General features: G+C 57.5%; 12 protein-coding genes and 1 pseudogene. 9 read left to right on the top strand and 4 right to left on the bottom strand.

Annotated elements, in window-relative coordinates; genetic code table 11:
• Positions 1-59 precede the first annotated feature (59 nt).
• The 3 genes from ACS5Q8_RS13480 to ACS5Q8_RS13470 all read left to right on the top strand — a co-directional run bounded on the left by ACS5Q8_RS13480 (position 60) and on the right by ACS5Q8_RS13470 (position 6,191).
• The gene (locus tag ACS5Q8_RS13480) at positions 60-821 is read left to right on the top strand and encodes a PIG-L deacetylase family protein (protein ID WP_276192817.1); all 762 of its coding nucleotides are present in this window, start codon (positions 60-62) and stop codon (positions 819-821) included.
• Between the two features lie 222 nt (positions 822-1,043).
• A complete protein-coding gene (locus ACS5Q8_RS13475; RefSeq protein WP_443699386.1) occupies positions 1,044-3,602 on the top strand; it encodes an autotransporter family protein in 2,559 nt (852 codons plus the stop codon).
• A 429-nt stretch (positions 3,603-4,031) separates the two neighbouring features.
• Positions 4,032-6,191, top strand: coding sequence for a TonB-dependent siderophore receptor (locus tag ACS5Q8_RS13470; protein WP_465160304.1), 2,160 nt, complete (start codon positions 4,032-4,034; stop codon positions 6,189-6,191).
• A 115-nt stretch (positions 6,192-6,306) separates the two neighbouring features.
• On the opposite strand, the gene ACS5Q8_RS13465 is transcribed toward ACS5Q8_RS13470, so the two are convergent.
• A complete protein-coding gene (locus tag ACS5Q8_RS13465) occupies positions 6,307-7,032 on the bottom strand; it encodes a hypothetical protein (protein ID WP_465160303.1) in 726 nt (241 codons plus the stop codon).
• A 103-nt stretch (positions 7,033-7,135) separates the two neighbouring features.
• On the opposite strand from ACS5Q8_RS13465, the pseudogene ACS5Q8_RS13460 reads away from it, so the two are divergent.
• Together ACS5Q8_RS13460 and ACS5Q8_RS13455 are read left to right on the top strand one after the other, a co-directional pair.
• Positions 7,136-7,373, top strand: a pseudogene (locus ACS5Q8_RS13460) (LysE family translocator); the annotation flags it as partial.
• A gap of 676 nt (positions 7,374-8,049) precedes the next feature.
• Entirely contained in the window at positions 8,050-9,585 is a 1,536-nt protein-coding gene (locus ACS5Q8_RS13455) for a sensor domain-containing diguanylate cyclase (RefSeq protein WP_465160302.1), read from the top strand.
• 227 nt (positions 9,586-9,812) lie between these two features.
• On the opposite strand, the gene ACS5Q8_RS13450 is transcribed toward ACS5Q8_RS13455, so the two are convergent.
• Together ACS5Q8_RS13450 and ACS5Q8_RS13445 are read right to left on the bottom strand one after the other, a co-directional pair.
• On the bottom strand, positions 9,813-10,481 hold the full coding sequence (locus ACS5Q8_RS13450; RefSeq protein ID WP_465160301.1) for a hypothetical protein: 669 nt from the start codon (positions 10,479-10,481) through the stop codon (positions 9,813-9,815).
• A gap of 34 nt (positions 10,482-10,515) precedes the next feature.
• Positions 10,516-10,878, bottom strand: coding sequence for a DUF167 domain-containing protein (locus ACS5Q8_RS13445; RefSeq protein ID WP_247404021.1), 363 nt, complete (start codon positions 10,876-10,878; stop codon positions 10,516-10,518).
• A gap of 465 nt (positions 10,879-11,343) precedes the next feature.
• On the opposite strand from ACS5Q8_RS13445, the gene ACS5Q8_RS13440 reads away from it, so the two are divergent.
• Positions 11,344-11,862 (top strand): hypothetical protein, encoded by a 519-nt coding sequence (locus ACS5Q8_RS13440; protein WP_247404017.1) that lies wholly within the window; start codon positions 11,344-11,346, stop codon positions 11,860-11,862.
• A gap of 537 nt (positions 11,863-12,399) precedes the next feature.
• Here ACS5Q8_RS13440 and ACS5Q8_RS13435 read toward each other — a convergent pair.
• Positions 12,400-13,116 (bottom strand): hypothetical protein, encoded by a 717-nt coding sequence (locus ACS5Q8_RS13435; protein WP_465160300.1) that lies wholly within the window; start codon positions 13,114-13,116, stop codon positions 12,400-12,402.
• A 248-nt stretch (positions 13,117-13,364) separates the two neighbouring features.
• On the opposite strand from ACS5Q8_RS13435, the gene ACS5Q8_RS13430 reads away from it, so the two are divergent.
• The 3 genes from ACS5Q8_RS13430 (at position 13,365) to ACS5Q8_RS13420 (ending at position 15,722) form a co-directional block, all read left to right on the top strand.
• Positions 13,365-13,925 carry a hypothetical protein gene (locus tag ACS5Q8_RS13430; protein ID WP_426101643.1) on the top strand — a complete coding sequence of 187 codons (561 nt, stop codon included), beginning with the start codon at positions 13,365-13,367 and terminating at the stop codon, positions 13,923-13,925.
• A gap of 424 nt (positions 13,926-14,349) precedes the next feature.
• Positions 14,350-15,021: a hypothetical protein gene (locus ACS5Q8_RS13425; RefSeq protein WP_443694539.1), complete on the top strand. Its 672-nt coding sequence runs from the start codon at positions 14,350-14,352 to the stop codon at positions 15,019-15,021.
• 14 nt (positions 15,022-15,035) lie between these two features.
• On the top strand, positions 15,036-15,722 hold the full coding sequence (locus tag ACS5Q8_RS13420) for a tetratricopeptide repeat protein (protein WP_465160299.1): 687 nt from the start codon (positions 15,036-15,038) through the stop codon (positions 15,720-15,722).
• Positions 15,723-16,079: the final 357 nt, after the last annotated feature.

The following is a 16,079-nucleotide window of genomic DNA, read 5'->3' as shown; positions in this document are numbered from 1 at the left end:
AAAGCGTCGTCCCGTCAACGGGCCACGACCCAGCATCAACTGACAAGGACGTGACTCCCATGAAGCCCGCCTCCCTGAGCGAAGGCCGCCGCGGCCCAGCGCAAATCTGGAACAGTGCCCCACAGTTGGCACAAATTCCCGCTATTTCTCCCCACTCGCTGGTTCCCGCGGGCGCGCGGGTGGTCATCATCGCGCCCCACCCGGGCGATGAAGTGTTGGCCTGTGGCGGTTTGCTGCAACGGCTCAGCACCCTTGAACACCCGATCCTATTGATCTCCATCACCGACGGCAGCGCCAGCCATCCCGGCTCGAATGTCTGGCCGGCGAGCCGCTTGAGCGTGGTGCGGCCGCAGGAAAGCGTCGAAGCGCTGCGCCGGTTGGGCATGCCACTGCACAGCCTGAAGTGGATTCGCGGCGGGTTTCGCGATGACGCACTGGCCGCCAGTGAACACCCCGTGAGCCAACTCATTGCGCGCTACCTGCAGCCCGGCGATGTGGTCTTCACCACCTGGCGCAACGACGGCAACGATGACCACGACGCCGTCGGCCGTGCCAGCGCAAAGGCGTGCAGCCTGACCGGAGCGCGTCTGTATGAGCTGCCGATCTGGGCCTGGCATTGGACGGCACGGGAAGGTTCGATGATCCCCTGGCAGCGAGCACGCAAGGTACGCCTCGATACCTGGGGCGTAGCGCGCAAACTGCACGCGGCCCATGCCTATGCCAGCCAACTGGCCGGAGACCCAGAGATCGGGCTCGCGCCGATGCTCGCCCAGGGGCTGCTGGAGCGGATGCGCGAGCCTTATGAGATAGTGTTTGTCTAGGTCCAAACTCGTCTACACCTGTTATTTCTGACAGTAGCGGCGCCTTGGATGTGCGACTAAGGTGCAATCGAGAAAGCCATGCCAACCCTTTGCATTGGCCGATGTTTTCAGAATGGGGTAACCGGCAGTCCCTGATCCGTATCGCGTTCGTTGTTGCCATGGTCCGAACCGCGCCTGCTTGCCCAGGTGCCGGGCGATGCTTGCTTCGAACGAGGACGGGTCATGCGCACATCGATATCTTCCCTGTTGTGCCTGGGTATCAGCTCAATCATTGCCGTGATGGCATGGCCACTCGCCTCGTATGGCGCATGCACGGTCAACAACACCGCCGGCGACGACATCTCCACGTGCGACAGTGCCTCGGCGCCGGGCTTTACCGACACCGGCGGCAACAACACCCTGAATATCAGCGGCAGCGGCGCGATCAACGGCAATGTCACCTTCGGGGCGGGTAACGACCTGGTGGACGTGAATGGGCCGACGGCAGCGCTCAACGGTTCACTGAACCAAGGCGACGGCGCGAATATTTTCCGGCTGAACCAGGGCACCGTTACCGGCTCGGTCACCCAAGGCGCCGGCGCGGATGTGGTGCAGATAACCGGCGGGCAGGCGGGTGCGATCAGCCAAGGCGCTGGCATCGACAGTTTTGCCATGAGCGGCGGCACCATCGCGTCCCTGGCCCAAGGCGATGGCCTGGACACCTTCAACATGAGCGGCGGTACCATCAAGGGAGCCTTTGAAGATGGCGACCACGCCACGATGACGGGAGGCACCATCGGCCGGGTCGACATGAAGCTCGATGACAATGTGTTCGACATGCAAGGCGGCACCATCCTGGGCAACCTGGTCACCGGGTTCGGCAAAGACCATATTCTGGTCTCGGGCACCAGTTACATCGGCGGCAACATCAGCACCAGCGGTGGCAATGATGTGATTGAAGTCAGCGGCGGAGTGGTCAACGGGCAGATCCTCGCCAGCTTCGGTGACGACCAGTTGATCTGGCACGATGGCGGCAAGATCAACGGTTTGATCGTCATGGGTGCCGGCAACGACACCGCCCTGCTGACAAACCTCAACGAAACGCTGCTGTCCTCCAACCCGCTGGTGGATGGCGGCCTGGGCAACGACACACTCACGTTCGACCACACGCAGACCGACGTCCCGTCGCGCTACACCGGCTGGGAGCAGGTGCTGCTGGTGAATGGCTCGGACCTCAAACTCGGCGGCGCTTTCACACTGGGCGACAACGAAACCGGCACCGGCAGCATGACCCTCGACGGGTCCAGCAAATTGACCGTCACCACCGGTTCACTCAACCCCTTCACCGCCGGCCAATCAGTCACCTTGAACAATGGCGGCCTGATCGACATGACCACCGGCAGTACCAGCGCCAACGACACCCTGACGGTAAACGGCAACTACAACGGCAACGGCGGCGGGCTCGCGCTACAAAGTGTACTGGGCAGCGACGGGTCACCCAGTGACTTGCTGGTGGTCAGCACGGGCACGATCAGCGGCACCACCCCCATCAGCGTGAGCAATCTCGCAGGGCCGGGTGCCGAAACCGTACAGGACGGTATCCAGGTCGTCCGGACAATCAACGGCGCCAGCGGCGCCGGCACTCACTTCACCCTGGCAAACCGGGTCTCCGCAGGCGCCTTCGACTACTACCTGTTCAAAGGCGGCGACAAAGCAGGCTCGGGTGAAAACTACTACCTGCGCTCATCGGTGCCGGTGACGCCACTGCCAGGCCCGGTGACGCCGCTGCCCGAGCCTGTGGTAGGCACGCCTGAACTGCCCTCCAATCCGGGCATCACGCCGATCCCGATCTACCGCCCGGAAACGGTGATCTATGCGGCGCTGTTTCCCGCTGCGCAACAAATCGTCCAGGCCATGCTGGGCACCTATCACGAACGCATGGGCGATCAGAGCCAGCCACAGCAGACCGGCGCCTTCCCGGCCGGTTGGGGGCGCATTTATGGCAACAGCAGCCGCCAGAGTTTCGCCGGCACGGTGAGCCCTACGCTGAACAGTTCGCTGTCCGCGTTCCAGATCGGTACGGATGTGTATGCGAACACCCCCGACAACGGCGCAGTGCAGCGGGCCGGTTTCTTCGTTGGCCACAGCCGCTTGAAAGGCGACGTCAAGGGTTTCAACGGCGGCTGGCAGGACAAGGCCGCCGGCAACACTACCCTGCGCGGTGACAGCCTGGGCGTGTACTGGACGCTGATCGGCGCCAACCAGGCCTATCTCGATCTGGTGCTCATGGGCACCCGTTTCGATGGCAACAACGAATCGGACCGAGGAGTGAAGATGAAGACTCGCGGGCACAACGTCGCCGCTTCCGCCGAGGTCGGCTGGCCGTTCCAGATGACGGCCGATTGGGTGGCTGAGCCCCAGGTTCAATTGTTCGTGAGCCAAACCAAGCTAGACAGTCAGAACGATGGCATCTCCGACGTTGCCTACAACGCCGACACCAGCGTCACCACGCGCCTGGGCATACGTCTGCGCGGCGACTATCAGCTGCGCGGCCTGCCGTTGCAGCCCTACGCGCGGGCCAATCTCTGGCATACCGGCGCCGGGCAGAACACCGTCACCTTTAACGGGGTGACGGACATCGACACCGAACAGAAGTCCACCTCCCTGGGCCTGAGTCTGGGTGCCACGCTGGAGGTGGCCAAGAGCGTCAGCCTGTACAGCGAAGTCGGCTATAACCGCAACCTGGATAGCCAGAGGCTCAACAGCCGACAAGGCACGGTGGGCCTGCGAATGGAGTTCTGACGGCTAATAAAGAAGAACACGGTCACTGTGGCAAGGGCGCTTGCTCCCGCTGGGACGCGAAGCGGCCCCAACAGAGGGCACTGCTACGCAGTCCAACGGGAGCAAGCGCCCTCGCCACGGGCTACCGGTTACCGCTTTATCCCTTAACTGACCGGCAGTCATTCTAAAGGCTCCTTTTTTCACCGTATCGCCACGCAATAGCGTCGGCTTGACCGCCAGCCCGCTGGCGGTTGCGGCCTCACGCAACAGCGGCAACTTCGGATGATTTCGCGCGCTGGCGGCAAACTGCCACCCAGTAAAATGTGAAAATCTTGTTAAGTAATTCCCCCCAAAGCCTTTTTTGGCCGGATTCAATCTGCCACACTGATACGAATAGTTATCGATTCGCTTATCATTCGCCATAAAAGGCGCTCGGGGAGGCTCAGATTCATGTTCGTTCAACAACCTGTCGGCACGCGTTTTTCACCCAGTCTACTGGCATTGGCGCTCTGCCTCAGCGGCACCCAGACAACGCTGGCGGCAGACACCGAAAAAGCACCGGCACCGCTTGAACTGGGCGCCACCGAGATCAGCGGCGAGCAACTCGGCGAGACCACCGAAGGCACACAGTCTTACACCACCGGCGCCATGGCGACGGCCACCAAGTTGCCGTTGACCATGCGCGAAACCCCGCAGGCCGTGACCGTGATCACCCGCCAGCGCATGGACGACCAGGCCATGACCAGTGTCAACGATGTGGTCAAGAACACGCCCGGCCTGTTCCTCAGCCAGGCTGAAGGCCCGGGCCGTCAGACCTACAGCTCGCGCGGCTTCGACATCGACAACATGATGTTCGACGGCCTGCCCAGCGCCTACTCGGGCTACGCCAACAGCGTGCAGCCCAACCTGGCGATGTTCGACCGGGTCGAAGTGATTCGCGGCGCCACCGGCCTGGTCACCGGCGCCGGCAACCCGTCGGCAGCGATCAACTTTGTGCGCAAGCGCCCAACCGCTACGCCGCAGGTGTCAATCACCGGCGCCGCCGGCAGTTGGGATGACTACCGCATGGAACTCGATGCATCCAGCGCCTTGAACGACAGCGGTACCCTGCGCGGCCGTGTGGTCGGCTCGTACCGCGACGCCAACAGCTTCCGCGACAACGAAACCAGCGACCACGGCCTGTTCTACGCCATCAGCGAAGCCGACCTGAGCGAAGACACCACCGCCACCCTCGGCTTCTCCCGACAGGAAGACCAGACCAACTTCTTCTGGGGCGGCCTGCCCATCGGCACAGACGGCCATCACCTGAACCTGCCCCGCTCCACCAACCCCGGCAGCGACTGGGAAAACAAGGAGCTTGCGATCAACACGGTGTTCGGCGACGTCGAGCACCGCTTCGACAATGGCTGGAAACTCAACGTCTCCGGCTCCGCGTCGCAATTGGACGGCGTGTTCACCGGCAGTTACCAGTCGCGCTACCAAACAGAGCTGGCGCGCACCGCCTACCAATCGCACCAGGACAACAAACAATACGCGTTCGATACCTTCGCCAGCGGCCCGGTCGAGGCCTTCGGCCGCACCCACGAAGTGGTGGTCGGCACCAGCAAACGCATTTACGACGCCACCTCCAAGGAATACAGCCCTTACGACACCAATTACCCGCTCAACGGCGCCAAACCCGACTTCCAGCGCAACGGCAAAACCCACAGCCTCACCACCCAGGACGGCGTCTACCTGACCACACGCCTGAACCTGGCCGACCCGCTCAAGGTCATCCTCGGTGCGCGCCTGGACTGGTACGACTATGAAGACCGCCAAAGCCAAGACGGCGACTACAAAGTCACGCGCAACCTGACGCGCTATGCCGGGGTGATCTACGACCTCGACGAGCACCACTCGGTCTATGCCAGCTACACCGACATCTTCACCCCACAAAGCGAAAAAGACCTCTCAGGCAAGGTGCTGGAGCCGATCGTGGGCGAAAATTACGAAGTGGGCATCAAGGGCGAATACTTCAACGGCGCGCTCAACGCCAGTCTGGCGGTGTTCCAGGTCGACCAGAAAAACCGCGCCACCACCGCCGCCACCCAGGCCGGTTGCCCGGTGCTCACCTGCTATGGCGCAGCCGGCCTGGTGCGCAGCCAGGGTATCGACCTGGAACTGCAAGGCGCCCTCACCGAGAACTGGCAAGTCGGCGGCGGCTTCACCTACACCCGCGCGCATTTCATCAAGGACAGCAACCCCGCCAACGACAACCAGCGCTTCGACACCGATACCCCGGAGCGCCTGTTCAAACTCACCACGTCCTACCGCTTCCAGGGCCCGCTGGAAAAACTGCGCATCGGTGGCAACGTCTACTGGCAAAGCCGCATGTACAACGACATCGCCCTCACCAACGGCAGCTACTATCGCCTGGAGCAAGGCAGCTATGCGGTAGCGGATTTGATGGCCGGTTACCAAGTGAACAAGCACCTGGACCTGCAAGTGAACGCGAACAACATCTTCGACCGCACCTACTACTCGGCGATCGGCGCCAGCCCCACCTGGGGCTCCACCGACACCTACGGCAACCCGCGCAGCTTTGGCGTGACGGCGAAGTACAGTTTCTGACGGTTGCGGCGCCCACGGCTACCGGCTCGGGTAGCCGTTTTCGATCTTCAGGTTGGCGCAGAAGACGCACGAACGCAGGCTTCATCCGTGCGCTGAGAGAGGAGGACACGCCCCATTAGTAGAGCGATGCAAGCCCCTGCGCAACGCGGCGCTCACGCATCGCGGTTTCCGTCTCGCGCGTCGCCAGTTCGCCTTTGTACTCCATCTGGCTAAAAAACAGCCCGGCCACGTACTCCTGGGCAGGCACCGAGCCAGGGCTGTTGAACAATGGCACCAAATCAAGCGTGGCGGCGAAGTTCTCCTGGGTCAGGCTGTAGCGGCCCATGTAGTTACCGGACCACGGCGAATCGGCATCGACCATGTCGATAGATGCGTCGCGGAACGTAATGGCGGCGGCTTTCAGATCCTTGGATTGATTCAGCAGCAGGGTCAGCCGCTGAGTCTGCGAACTGCTGAGCTCGCCGGCCTGATTGAGCACCTTCAGCGCGCCATCGGCCTCCACCGTAAAGCCATATTTCTTGCCGGCTAAATCCGGATAAGTCGCTGCCAGCGTTGACTGGAACGTATTGAACGTGGCTTTCAGCGCGCTTTGCGCGCCTTTGGCGATCTCGACGAACCGAGGAAGCGCTCGCGATGCGGACCGACCGACCCAGGTATCGATAGCCTCCGGCGATTCCATAGATTCAACGTCTTTGCTGGGATGGTAGACGGCTGCAGGGCTGGCGCTGGCCAAGACGTCCTTCGCGACATCCGTCAGAGGCGTGGCCACGAGTATCGGGGCAGAGGGCGTAAGGCTGGTATTGGCGGGCGGGATATAGGTAGCGCTGACGGTAAGCACCATTTCATCGGTCCATGATTGATTGGTTCATAGAGGTTATCGACGGCGATGGGTCAAGCTTTAGGGCTCGGATTATCTTACCCCCTCAAGCGCCTTTATCCTCGACCTTCCCAGCCTGCTTGCCTTCTCCGGCATGATCGCCCACCCCTCCGCCGCGTTGGCGGTAGTGCTGCAAACGTCGGAGTTGTTGTTCTACGCGATCAAGATCGTCGGGGCGGCGCATCTGTTGTATCTGGCGATTCAGCTGTGGCGGCCGACCCGCAGATGCAGGACGAATCGGTTACGGCCAAGGTGGGAATATGGGCGCTGGCGCGTCAGGAGTTTTGGTGGCGGCGGGTAATCCTGATGATGCGCACTATGAATTATTCTGACGGACTGCTTTCGGCCCAGAGTGTGTAAAAACGCTTCGTAAAAATTGAAGTGCGCGCGTCTACGTTAAATCTGAAATTTATCGGCACGTCAGCAGATGTGGATTTCGCTCAGATGCGCGATTTTTAGTCCGGTTTTGAGTGCCTGTGGCGTTCGAAAACGTTTTTACACAGCCTCGGTCGGCCGCCGCCGCTGGCGACAGGCACAAATCCGCCAAAAGCAGTCCTTGCGTGGGCGCTGAATGGGATGCGGTTTGCGTCTAAAGTGATGCGGGTTCGAATCGCTTCTTCACCGCCAAATCATTAAAACGCAAACCCATGATTTTCCGAGAGAAAGTCTTGGGTTTGTGGTTTTTCGCTTCCGAAAAAATGGCCTCATGGGACTGGCGCTCTATTTTGGTGTGAAATGTTGAGCCTTTCACTGGGTGTGCAGGGTGAATTTAATCCAGCCGCCGATCCTAGTCCCCTCCCCGGCTGCGCCATACAGTATTTGCATAACGCCGATCTTATGTAGATTTATAACGTGAATGTTGTGCTTATTAAGCCCATATTGACTCGGTATTCTGATCGCTGTGGATACGCCCAACCTGAAGCTGGTGAATTGTAGAAAATTCACAGGAAGGTTCAGTACTTCAACGCTATGATGAGCTCAATGAAAACCATAACGCTCGTGTCGGGTCGATTAACACCCAAAGCTCTTTCTGTGGGCTTGGTAGCATTCATCTTTTTGGTCTGTGTCATGCTGGTGTCCGCAATTGCTTGGCAGTTAAAGCAGTCGGCGGACGAACGATTGACGAATGCCAAAATTGCTGTCCGCAACATTGTTCGGGCCTCCGAGCAGCAGGCTCAAGATACCTTGCGTCAGGCTGAAAGCATTCTCAGCAACCTTGCAGAGCGCGTTGAAAATGACAAACTTAGCAACGAACAGAGAGTTCGTTTATCCAACGTAATGGCCAACAACGTTGAGGCAACTGACGGAATTCAAGGGTTGTTCATTTACGACGAGAATGGCGACTGGGTTGTTAATTCGTTCTCCTCAGAGACAGTCGCAAAAAACAATAGCGATCGTTCTTATTTTATCTACCACAGGAACCATCCTGGCACGGCCATCCATATAGGCGAGGTGATTTTTAGCCGCACTACCGGCGACATGATCATCCCTGTCAGCCGTCGCACTCAATACCCCGATGGCCGCTTCAGCGGCGTGGTTTTGGCGACGTTGCCCGTCGCATACTTTCAAAGTTTCTTTGAGCGTTTAGACGTAGACAAACAAGGAGTGATACTGCTTGCACTGAATAACGGTAATTTGCTGGCACGACGACCAATGATTGACGCGCTAATGACGACTAATATCGCAAAGGGAGAGCTGTTTAGTCGATATTTAATACACAGCGACGAGGGAACAGCAACCCTGACGTCCGTCGTGGACGGGATAGAACGCGTCTACGCATACAGCCGCATACGCGGCCTTCCGATCGTGGCTGCAGCCGGATTATCGTTAGATTCGGTATTTGCAACATGGTGGACTTACGTCTATCACGCATCAGTTATGGTGGGGCTTATAATTTTGGTGCTGACCAGCCTAGGCTTTCTCTTTTACCGACAAATTCAACGTTTGTTGGTTGCCGAAGAAGAACTGCGTCTTGCACATCGTGATTTAGAGCACATTGCTAAAACAGATAGCCTCACGGGGTTGCCTAACCGCAGGTGTTTCGACGTTAGATTCGCACACGAGTGGTCGAGAGCATGCCGCACTGGAAATAGCGTAGCGCTCATCGTTATCGATATAGATTGGTTTAAACAGTACAATGACCATTATGGCCATGTTCTCGGCGACGAATGCTTAAGGCACATCGCAGAGTTATTAAATAAAAATATAAATCGTCCAGCCGACCTCGCTGCCCGGTATGGTGGGGAAGAGTTTGTAATCCTGCTTCCAGAGACGGAACTGGCAGGTGCACTAAAGATCGCCGAGGAAGTGCGGTCAACAATAGAGGCTGCTAAAATTGAACACCGAGGCAGTACAGCAGGCATTGTCACCATCAGCGCAGGTGTCGCTTCCAACCATCAAGATGGCGTAATTGTCTCGACTGATTTGGTGGAAAAGGCCGACAGTCTTCTGTATCGCGCAAAAAAACGGGGGCGCAATCGAGTTGAACATCAGGCGCGAGAAGTCCTCGAAACATAGCGCGTCGCGGCTGCAGGTCCATTTAAATCAACAGCACAGAGTTCCTCTGATCATCGGCGTGCTATTCACTGAATAGCCGCGGATTTCTGGACGCTTCCGACACTCAGTTTTTAACTGTCAGCTTTTTTCCTAGAAAGATAGCAATGGGTCAATTACGGTCGTTGACGACAGATAGGTTGAACGCGGAATGCGAATAACACCGCTTATGTTCAAAAGGCCCCTACACTTTAGCCCGGTGTGGGGGGGCTTTTTTTGTAGCGATGCAAACCAGCACTCCATAGCCTGATCGACCAGAAGCCCATGTAGTGGTTTTGCGTATCTACTGCCGCCTGCACGCCATCTTTTCTTACAACGCAAAGTGGATCAGCCCTGCGTACTGAACCGCTGCGCTGCACGCCGCTCATACATCGCCACTTCCGTTTCTTACGTCGCCCGCTCGCCTTTGTAGGCCAGTTGATTGGCCTTGGCCCCTTGATATCCGACGGGTCGAAATCCCTGAGTAGAGGCGCCAGATCAATGGTCTTGGCGAAATTTTCGTTGGTCAGGCTGTAATAGCCCAGGCCCGACCAGACCGAATCGGCGTCCACCGTGTCGATGGAGGCATTGCGGTAGGCTTTCAGGACAGGGGATTGATTGAGCAAATCCGTCAGCCGCTGGGTATCCGAGCTGCTGAGCCGGCTGGCCGAATCCAGCACTTTCAGGCGGCCATCGGCCTCGACGGTGAAGCCGTATTTTTTGCCGGCCAAGTCGAGAGCGGTGGCCGACAGCGCTGAGTCGAATGCCTTGCAGGAGGCCTTCAGCGAATTGAACGCGCCGGTGAAATTTTCGGCGAATCGAGGGAAGTCTCGCGGCTGGAGCCGACCGACCCAGGTGTCGACCGCCTCCAGCGGTTCCAACGTAGTGCTTGCTGATCGCGCCCGTAGCCAATGGTCAGGTGTTTTCTGCGTCTGACAGGGCCTTGGCCACTACGGCAGGTAAGCTGCCGGGCGCCCTTATACGCATTTGCTTGCTCAAATTAAAACGACCGAACACCACCGTGATGTCAGAAACCGAGACGTCAAACTCTCGGGCGAGAAACTTAACCATGTGGTCAGTCGCCCTGCCTGCTACGGGTGCGGCGGTGACGCTAATCTTGAGTTGACTTCCTTTCGCCTTGCCGATGGCATCCTTTTTAGCGCTCGGCGTTCCAAGTATGTTCAGAACTAAAATCTCTCCATCCCACCCACAAAACGAGGACATCTCAAAGCCCCGGCCGGATGATTTCTTTTTGGTAATCGCTTTTGCTTTCTTCACATGGATCCCGCGTAGGTCGGATAAAAATGCCTAACGATAAATAGACATCAACGGGTGCATAACATTTTTGGGCGAACGTGCGCTGCCGCTCTGGCGTGCAGTGTTTACGAGGAGAGCGGAAGTAAAAACGGTTAGACACCCTTGCAGCAATTCCTTTTGCGAACGGTGTTTAGCAGTGGCGAGGGTAGCGCGGGGCTTGGAGGAAAGACAAGAGGGCCGCGGTCGTAGCACCGGCCCTTGAGGAAAAGACGAACGACTGCTTCTTGCCCGCCCTGGGCTATTGTGACCGGCAGAAATCGACCCAGAGCTGTTAGCACAGGCAGATATCGGCCATTCCGCCAATCTAATAAACCAGGGGCGATTCACCTTTATTTCAAACTTGGTTTGACGCCTATTCTTCTCACTTATTACTTGACCCATTCTGATTCATCAGGCTAGTTAATGCCGCCCTCTACCGACATTAATATGGAAATTATGAAGCCTCTTTACCTGTGTTCAATTCTGCTGCTTGCAGGCTGCGCCCCAGCGCCGAAATACCTTGTGCCTGCCGGGGCGCCTCACGCGCTTATCCGCAGCGAATTGGTGTCGATGGAGAATCATCGAAACAGCGTGTCTCTGGTCGAGGCGCCTCCCATCGGCTGCAAATACGGCAGAACCGTGGCGACTGCGCCGGGAGGGCAGCTGGTTTCCGTTTATAAGAATGTATCGACGCCGGAGGGTTTTTTTCCGATTGAAGCCGGCAAGCCGCTGCACTTGGTGATGCGCGGCGCGGCCAATGCCAATCGCTCGTGCAACATAGCGTTTGTCAGCGAATTTGCGCCGGGCGCACGTTACATAATCAAAGGAGGAATTGTCGACAGCCCGGGCGCGCTGAGCGGTTGTTACATTGACATATTCAATGTCGATTCGGGCGCGCGCGTCCCCACGGCCGATGAGCCGAAAATGGAGCGCAATTGTGCGTTGGACCGGCTGCCCACGCTCTAGTGGGGAATTGCACCCTACCTGACCACCCATTAGCGTTGCATATGCCCCCCCATTTGCGTTCGACTTAACCAATCATGTGCACCATTTTTGACCAGCAAGATTAGTGGAGACACGACCGGCAGAGAACGGCCGATAGCAGCGCTTCATGAAAGGCTACTACCGGCCCAGGCTGTGTAAAAACGCTTTGCCAAAATTGAAGTGCGCGCTTTTACGTTAAATCTGAAATTTATCGGCAAGTGAGCAGATACAGATTTTGCATAGAGACGCGATTTTCAGGTCGTTTTTAGATGCCTATATCGCCGAAAATCGTTTTTACACACTCTGGGCCAGAAACAGACATTCGGGACAGGCTAGCTATGTGCCATTTTCGGAATTTGTTGATGGGGCTGGGGGGCTCCGTTGTCTCATTCTCCAAGGTCCCTCTCTAGGAGCCCTCACACGCCAGTCGTCGCTTCGGCGTAGCTAGGCTGGCTGATAACGCCCTTTTTTCAGCGCAAAAGGGCCAGCGCGAAAGTGGCTGCACAAACAGCAGCCATCCTATAGCCCGGCCTGGCTGACAGGGGTAACGCTGCGGGTGTGATAATCGCCCGACGAGTCCTGGATGCAGTAATTCGGGGACATCGGTTTTTCCTCGCCGGCTTTCAACTCAACCACCTCATTGCGGCACGTTGTCTGGAATGTTTGCGACTGGAATGCCTGCCGGACTTCATAGTCGGCGCCTGCGCGTGGCACGAAACTCACGGGCGCTGAAGAGCAACTGGACCCGGACGTGACGAACGCCACAAACACGATCAGCGGCTGCCCGGCCGGGACCACACGTTCATCGAAGTACCTGCGCGTCTCATCGATCTTCGCGCTGACCGGGGATGCCGGCATGCCGATGACATTGTTCTGGTAGTCGGAAGGCCACATGCCGAAGATATCCGTGCTCTGACCGCTGGGCACGATACGCGAAGGATTCCATCCTTGCGGCCGCTCGCGGGCGGCCAGCGCTTTTCTGTAAGTGTCGTTGAAATACTGCTCGCAACTTTGGCCGGATACGAAACCTGCGTATGCCCCTTGCCCGCTGACCAGGCGGATGCGCGCCGTACTGGCGGCGTCGTACTTGGCCATCTCGGCCGGGTTCTGGACATCGGTTTTCTTGAAGGTGCAGCCCCCGACAGCCAACGGCACGATGAGCAACAGCCCCAGGCGTGCGATGACAGTGCCCAAGCCGGTATGAATTGATGAGCGCTTGCTGGCGTCCTGCTTCATTATTTTCTCCCTGTTAGTGGCGCAACCTTGGTAATGACGGGGTTTGGGCAGGCGTTTGCCTTCAAAGTTCGCGGGTTCGCATTGGATTGGGGCAAAGAAAGCATGGCGGCGGCCTTTTCTCTCTCCCGATGTGTCGCGCGTACAGTCTGCCCTGTTATTCTGATTCAGCAATCCGGCGTGTAGATAAGATGTTATACGGGATTAAGTGACAGGCATGTCGGCTAATTGATAGTTAGGGAAAACTGAGTATGCGTCGCTTAATAGCCAACGGGTTTGTGTTTGTCAGCATTGCGATACTCTGTTCCGGCTGCACATCTTATTCGTCCCAGCCGACAATCAACGAACCCGCTGAGCCCGAAACAAAAGAAATCATCTCCAGCTTCAGTTACGCAATAAACTCCCCATGGAAAGACAGTCGCTTCGGCAAGGACGCATACGCAGCGACACTCAAAGTTATTCCCGATGCACAGGATACAGGCTCCAGCCTTGCCGCCACGACCCTGCCGGCATTAGAAATAAAGATCTCGGAGTTCTCATCTGGCGGCGCTTGCGGACAAGATTACTTGACGGGCCTGAGTCTGGGTTTGATCCCCAGTTGGTGTACGCGGACAAACCTTTTCAAGTTTGATTTTATATTGAATAAGGATCAGCGCTTTTGCAGGCAGAAAACCTACTCGATAAACGCCACGTCGTTTTCACATCTCACGATGATTCCGTTTGCACTATTCAATACGGACAATCAGCCATTGGCGCTCTATCAGGCGGCGCTTAAAGATTTTTTTCGGATAGGCCAATGTGCGACGCGTTGAGAGGCATGTTAACGGGCTTTGTTTTGCGGCTATGAGGGGCTCATTCCAGGCGTTGGGACGTTCAAAATTTATCTCAGGTGAGCGGCAGCTTTTGGCCGAGACTGTGTAAAAACGTTTTTGAGCGCGTCAGGTGCTCAAAACCGGACTGGAAATCACGTTTCTACGCGAAATCCACATCTGCAGACGTGCCGATAAATTTCAGATTTAACGTAGACGCGGACACTTCAATTTTGGCGAAACGTTTTTGCACACTCTGGGCCGATTGCAGCCCTTCGTCAGAAGCAGAAATCGGCCACGAGCTCACGCTCTACCCACCCCCGCTTTCAACCAAAAAGAGATGCCAGCCTTCTCCCACAGGCCCGTATTGCTAAAGTTCCCGACTCATCAGCCGACAGCCTTTGTTCCCATTTCACGGATGATTTTAATGTTCCGCTTTCTTTTTTCCGGCGTTGCTTTGCTCGCCGTCGGCGCCGTGTGCACGGCCCAAGCCCAGACGGTTACCACGCCGGAACAACTGCTGACTGAATTCTCTCGTTGCGATGCGCATTTCTTCGAGAGCCTACGCGATGCCCACCTGCCTGCAGGTACCTTGCGCCTGAGTGACTACGGCTCGGTCAAGGCACCGAGCATCATGAGTCCGCTGCAGGAAGGTGGCACTTACCAACACTTCGAAACGCCCCTGATCGTTAACGGTGTGCGTATGGTCGGCTATTACAATCAGGCCGAAACCATCAAGAACCTCGGCAATTTTTTGTTCTGGGGTTTTGTTGCCGATGGCTCGCCGCAAGAGGTGGCCGCAAAACTCAAGCCGCTGATCGTTGATAGCGCACGCTTTGTCAGTCAGGGCAAAGCCATTACCCGCGCCGAAATTCGCCGCATCGGGGACCCTATCGGCCAATGGCGCACCGAAGGACTGACCGGCCCTGGCGTCGCCACGCCGTTTGGGTTCGTAGACCGCGTGCTGATCGTCGACACGGGCGACTCGACACCGCCGCTCGCGGGACACACCACCGTGTTCTGTTCGCTACAAGGCACCGTGACCGCGCCGCTGTTGCAGGTCTATCGCCCTGACCTCAACGCTCATCTGCTCGACTGACAAGGATGCTTATCATGACTACTCGCTGGCCGGCACTGATCGTCTGCGCCGTCATCCTCACAGGTTGCGCAGGGATGCAGAACCCGCAAAAAGCCAACCTTGTCCACTGCACTAATCAGTTCAAAGCGTCCAGAGCCGAAAACTACCCTCTGGTGCTGCAGGAAGGTGATCTATGCCTGCAGAAAAATACGCTGCCCGCCTCGCTGCAAAGTTTGATTTACGCGGTGCAGGCCGACGCCTACAGCAACCTCAAGCACTTTCCCGAAGCCGTGACCGCCAAGGAAAAATCCATGCAACTGGAGGTCAAGCCTGATCCGCGCGCCAACCTGGACCTGAGCGCCATGTATCGCGACGCTGGCAACCCGAAAAAAGCCCTTGAACTCGTGCAGTACAACCTTGACAACGGGATGGGAGAAGCTGGGAAGGGTTCCGGCTTCCACATGCCGACCTACTATCATTTGGGCCTCGCGCTGACAGACCTGGGTCAGTACCGAGAGGCCGCTGAAGCATTCAGTACCGGCCTCCAGCGTCAGCCGGACTATGCCTGGGCCTATTATGCGCGGGGGATCGCGTATGACCATTTGGGCGACAGGGACGACGCCAAGGCCGACTTCATGAAGTTCTCGCAGATCGTCAACAAGAAGTACCTGCAGGAGGAGCACAAGGCGAAGCTCGCCGAGTACAAGATTTCCAAGCCGTAATAGGAGCGCCAGCTTAGTGGCGAATGCGCTGGATCAGCGAGCGCGGGGTGACCGCTTGCGTCGCATCTCAGATGAGGCAACAGATCATCTCTGTTTCCGCCGGGCGACGAAGCGAACGGGTGCCTGCGCAGGGCTTGACACATTTACTCACATCCCCTAAAGATGGACGCCTCATTCAGGGTGTGTCAGCTCATGCTTGCAACGTCTTCCATTAACCTTTCCGTCATTGGCTTGATCGCCAAGGCGCAAGGTTGCGTTGCGCGCGCCCTCAAATCGAAGAAACAGTCGCTCATGTGACCGGGGCGCGCTGTCCCGTCAGATGAGCTGACAGGACATTGAGCGCGACGGACACCCTGC

It is taken from the genome of Pseudomonas sp. PAMC25584 (assembly GCF_058135675.1).
This window is presented reverse-complemented; position numbering and strand designations above follow the sequence as displayed.

What these genes read in the sequence shown, in the direction of transcription:
- ACS5Q8_RS13480 (WP_276192817.1), top strand. Translation starts at nt 60, where the DNA reads ATGAAGCCCGCCTCCCTGAGCGAAGGCCGCCGCGGCCCAGCGCAAATC.
- ACS5Q8_RS13475 (WP_443699386.1), top strand. Translation starts at nt 1,044, where the DNA reads ATGCGCACATCGATATCTTCCCTGTTGTGCCTGGGTATCAGCTCAATC.
- ACS5Q8_RS13470 (WP_465160304.1), top strand. Translation starts at nt 4,032, where the DNA reads ATGTTCGTTCAACAACCTGTCGGCACGCGTTTTTCACCCAGTCTACTG.
- ACS5Q8_RS13465 (WP_465160303.1), bottom strand. Translation starts at nt 7,032, where the DNA reads ATGGTGCTTACCGTCAGCGCTACCTATATCCCGCCCGCCAATACCAGC.
- ACS5Q8_RS13455 (WP_465160302.1), top strand. Translation starts at nt 8,050, where the DNA reads ATGAAAACCATAACGCTCGTGTCGGGTCGATTAACACCCAAAGCTCTT.
- ACS5Q8_RS13440 (WP_247404017.1), top strand. Translation starts at nt 11,344, where the DNA reads ATGGAAATTATGAAGCCTCTTTACCTGTGTTCAATTCTGCTGCTTGCA.
- ACS5Q8_RS13435 (WP_465160300.1), bottom strand. Translation starts at nt 13,116, where the DNA reads ATGAAGCAGGACGCCAGCAAGCGCTCATCAATTCATACCGGCTTGGGC.
- ACS5Q8_RS13430 (WP_426101643.1), top strand. Translation starts at nt 13,365, where the DNA reads ATGCGTCGCTTAATAGCCAACGGGTTTGTGTTTGTCAGCATTGCGATA.
- ACS5Q8_RS13425 (WP_443694539.1), top strand. Translation starts at nt 14,350, where the DNA reads ATGTTCCGCTTTCTTTTTTCCGGCGTTGCTTTGCTCGCCGTCGGCGCC.
- ACS5Q8_RS13420 (WP_465160299.1), top strand. Translation starts at nt 15,036, where the DNA reads ATGACTACTCGCTGGCCGGCACTGATCGTCTGCGCCGTCATCCTCACA.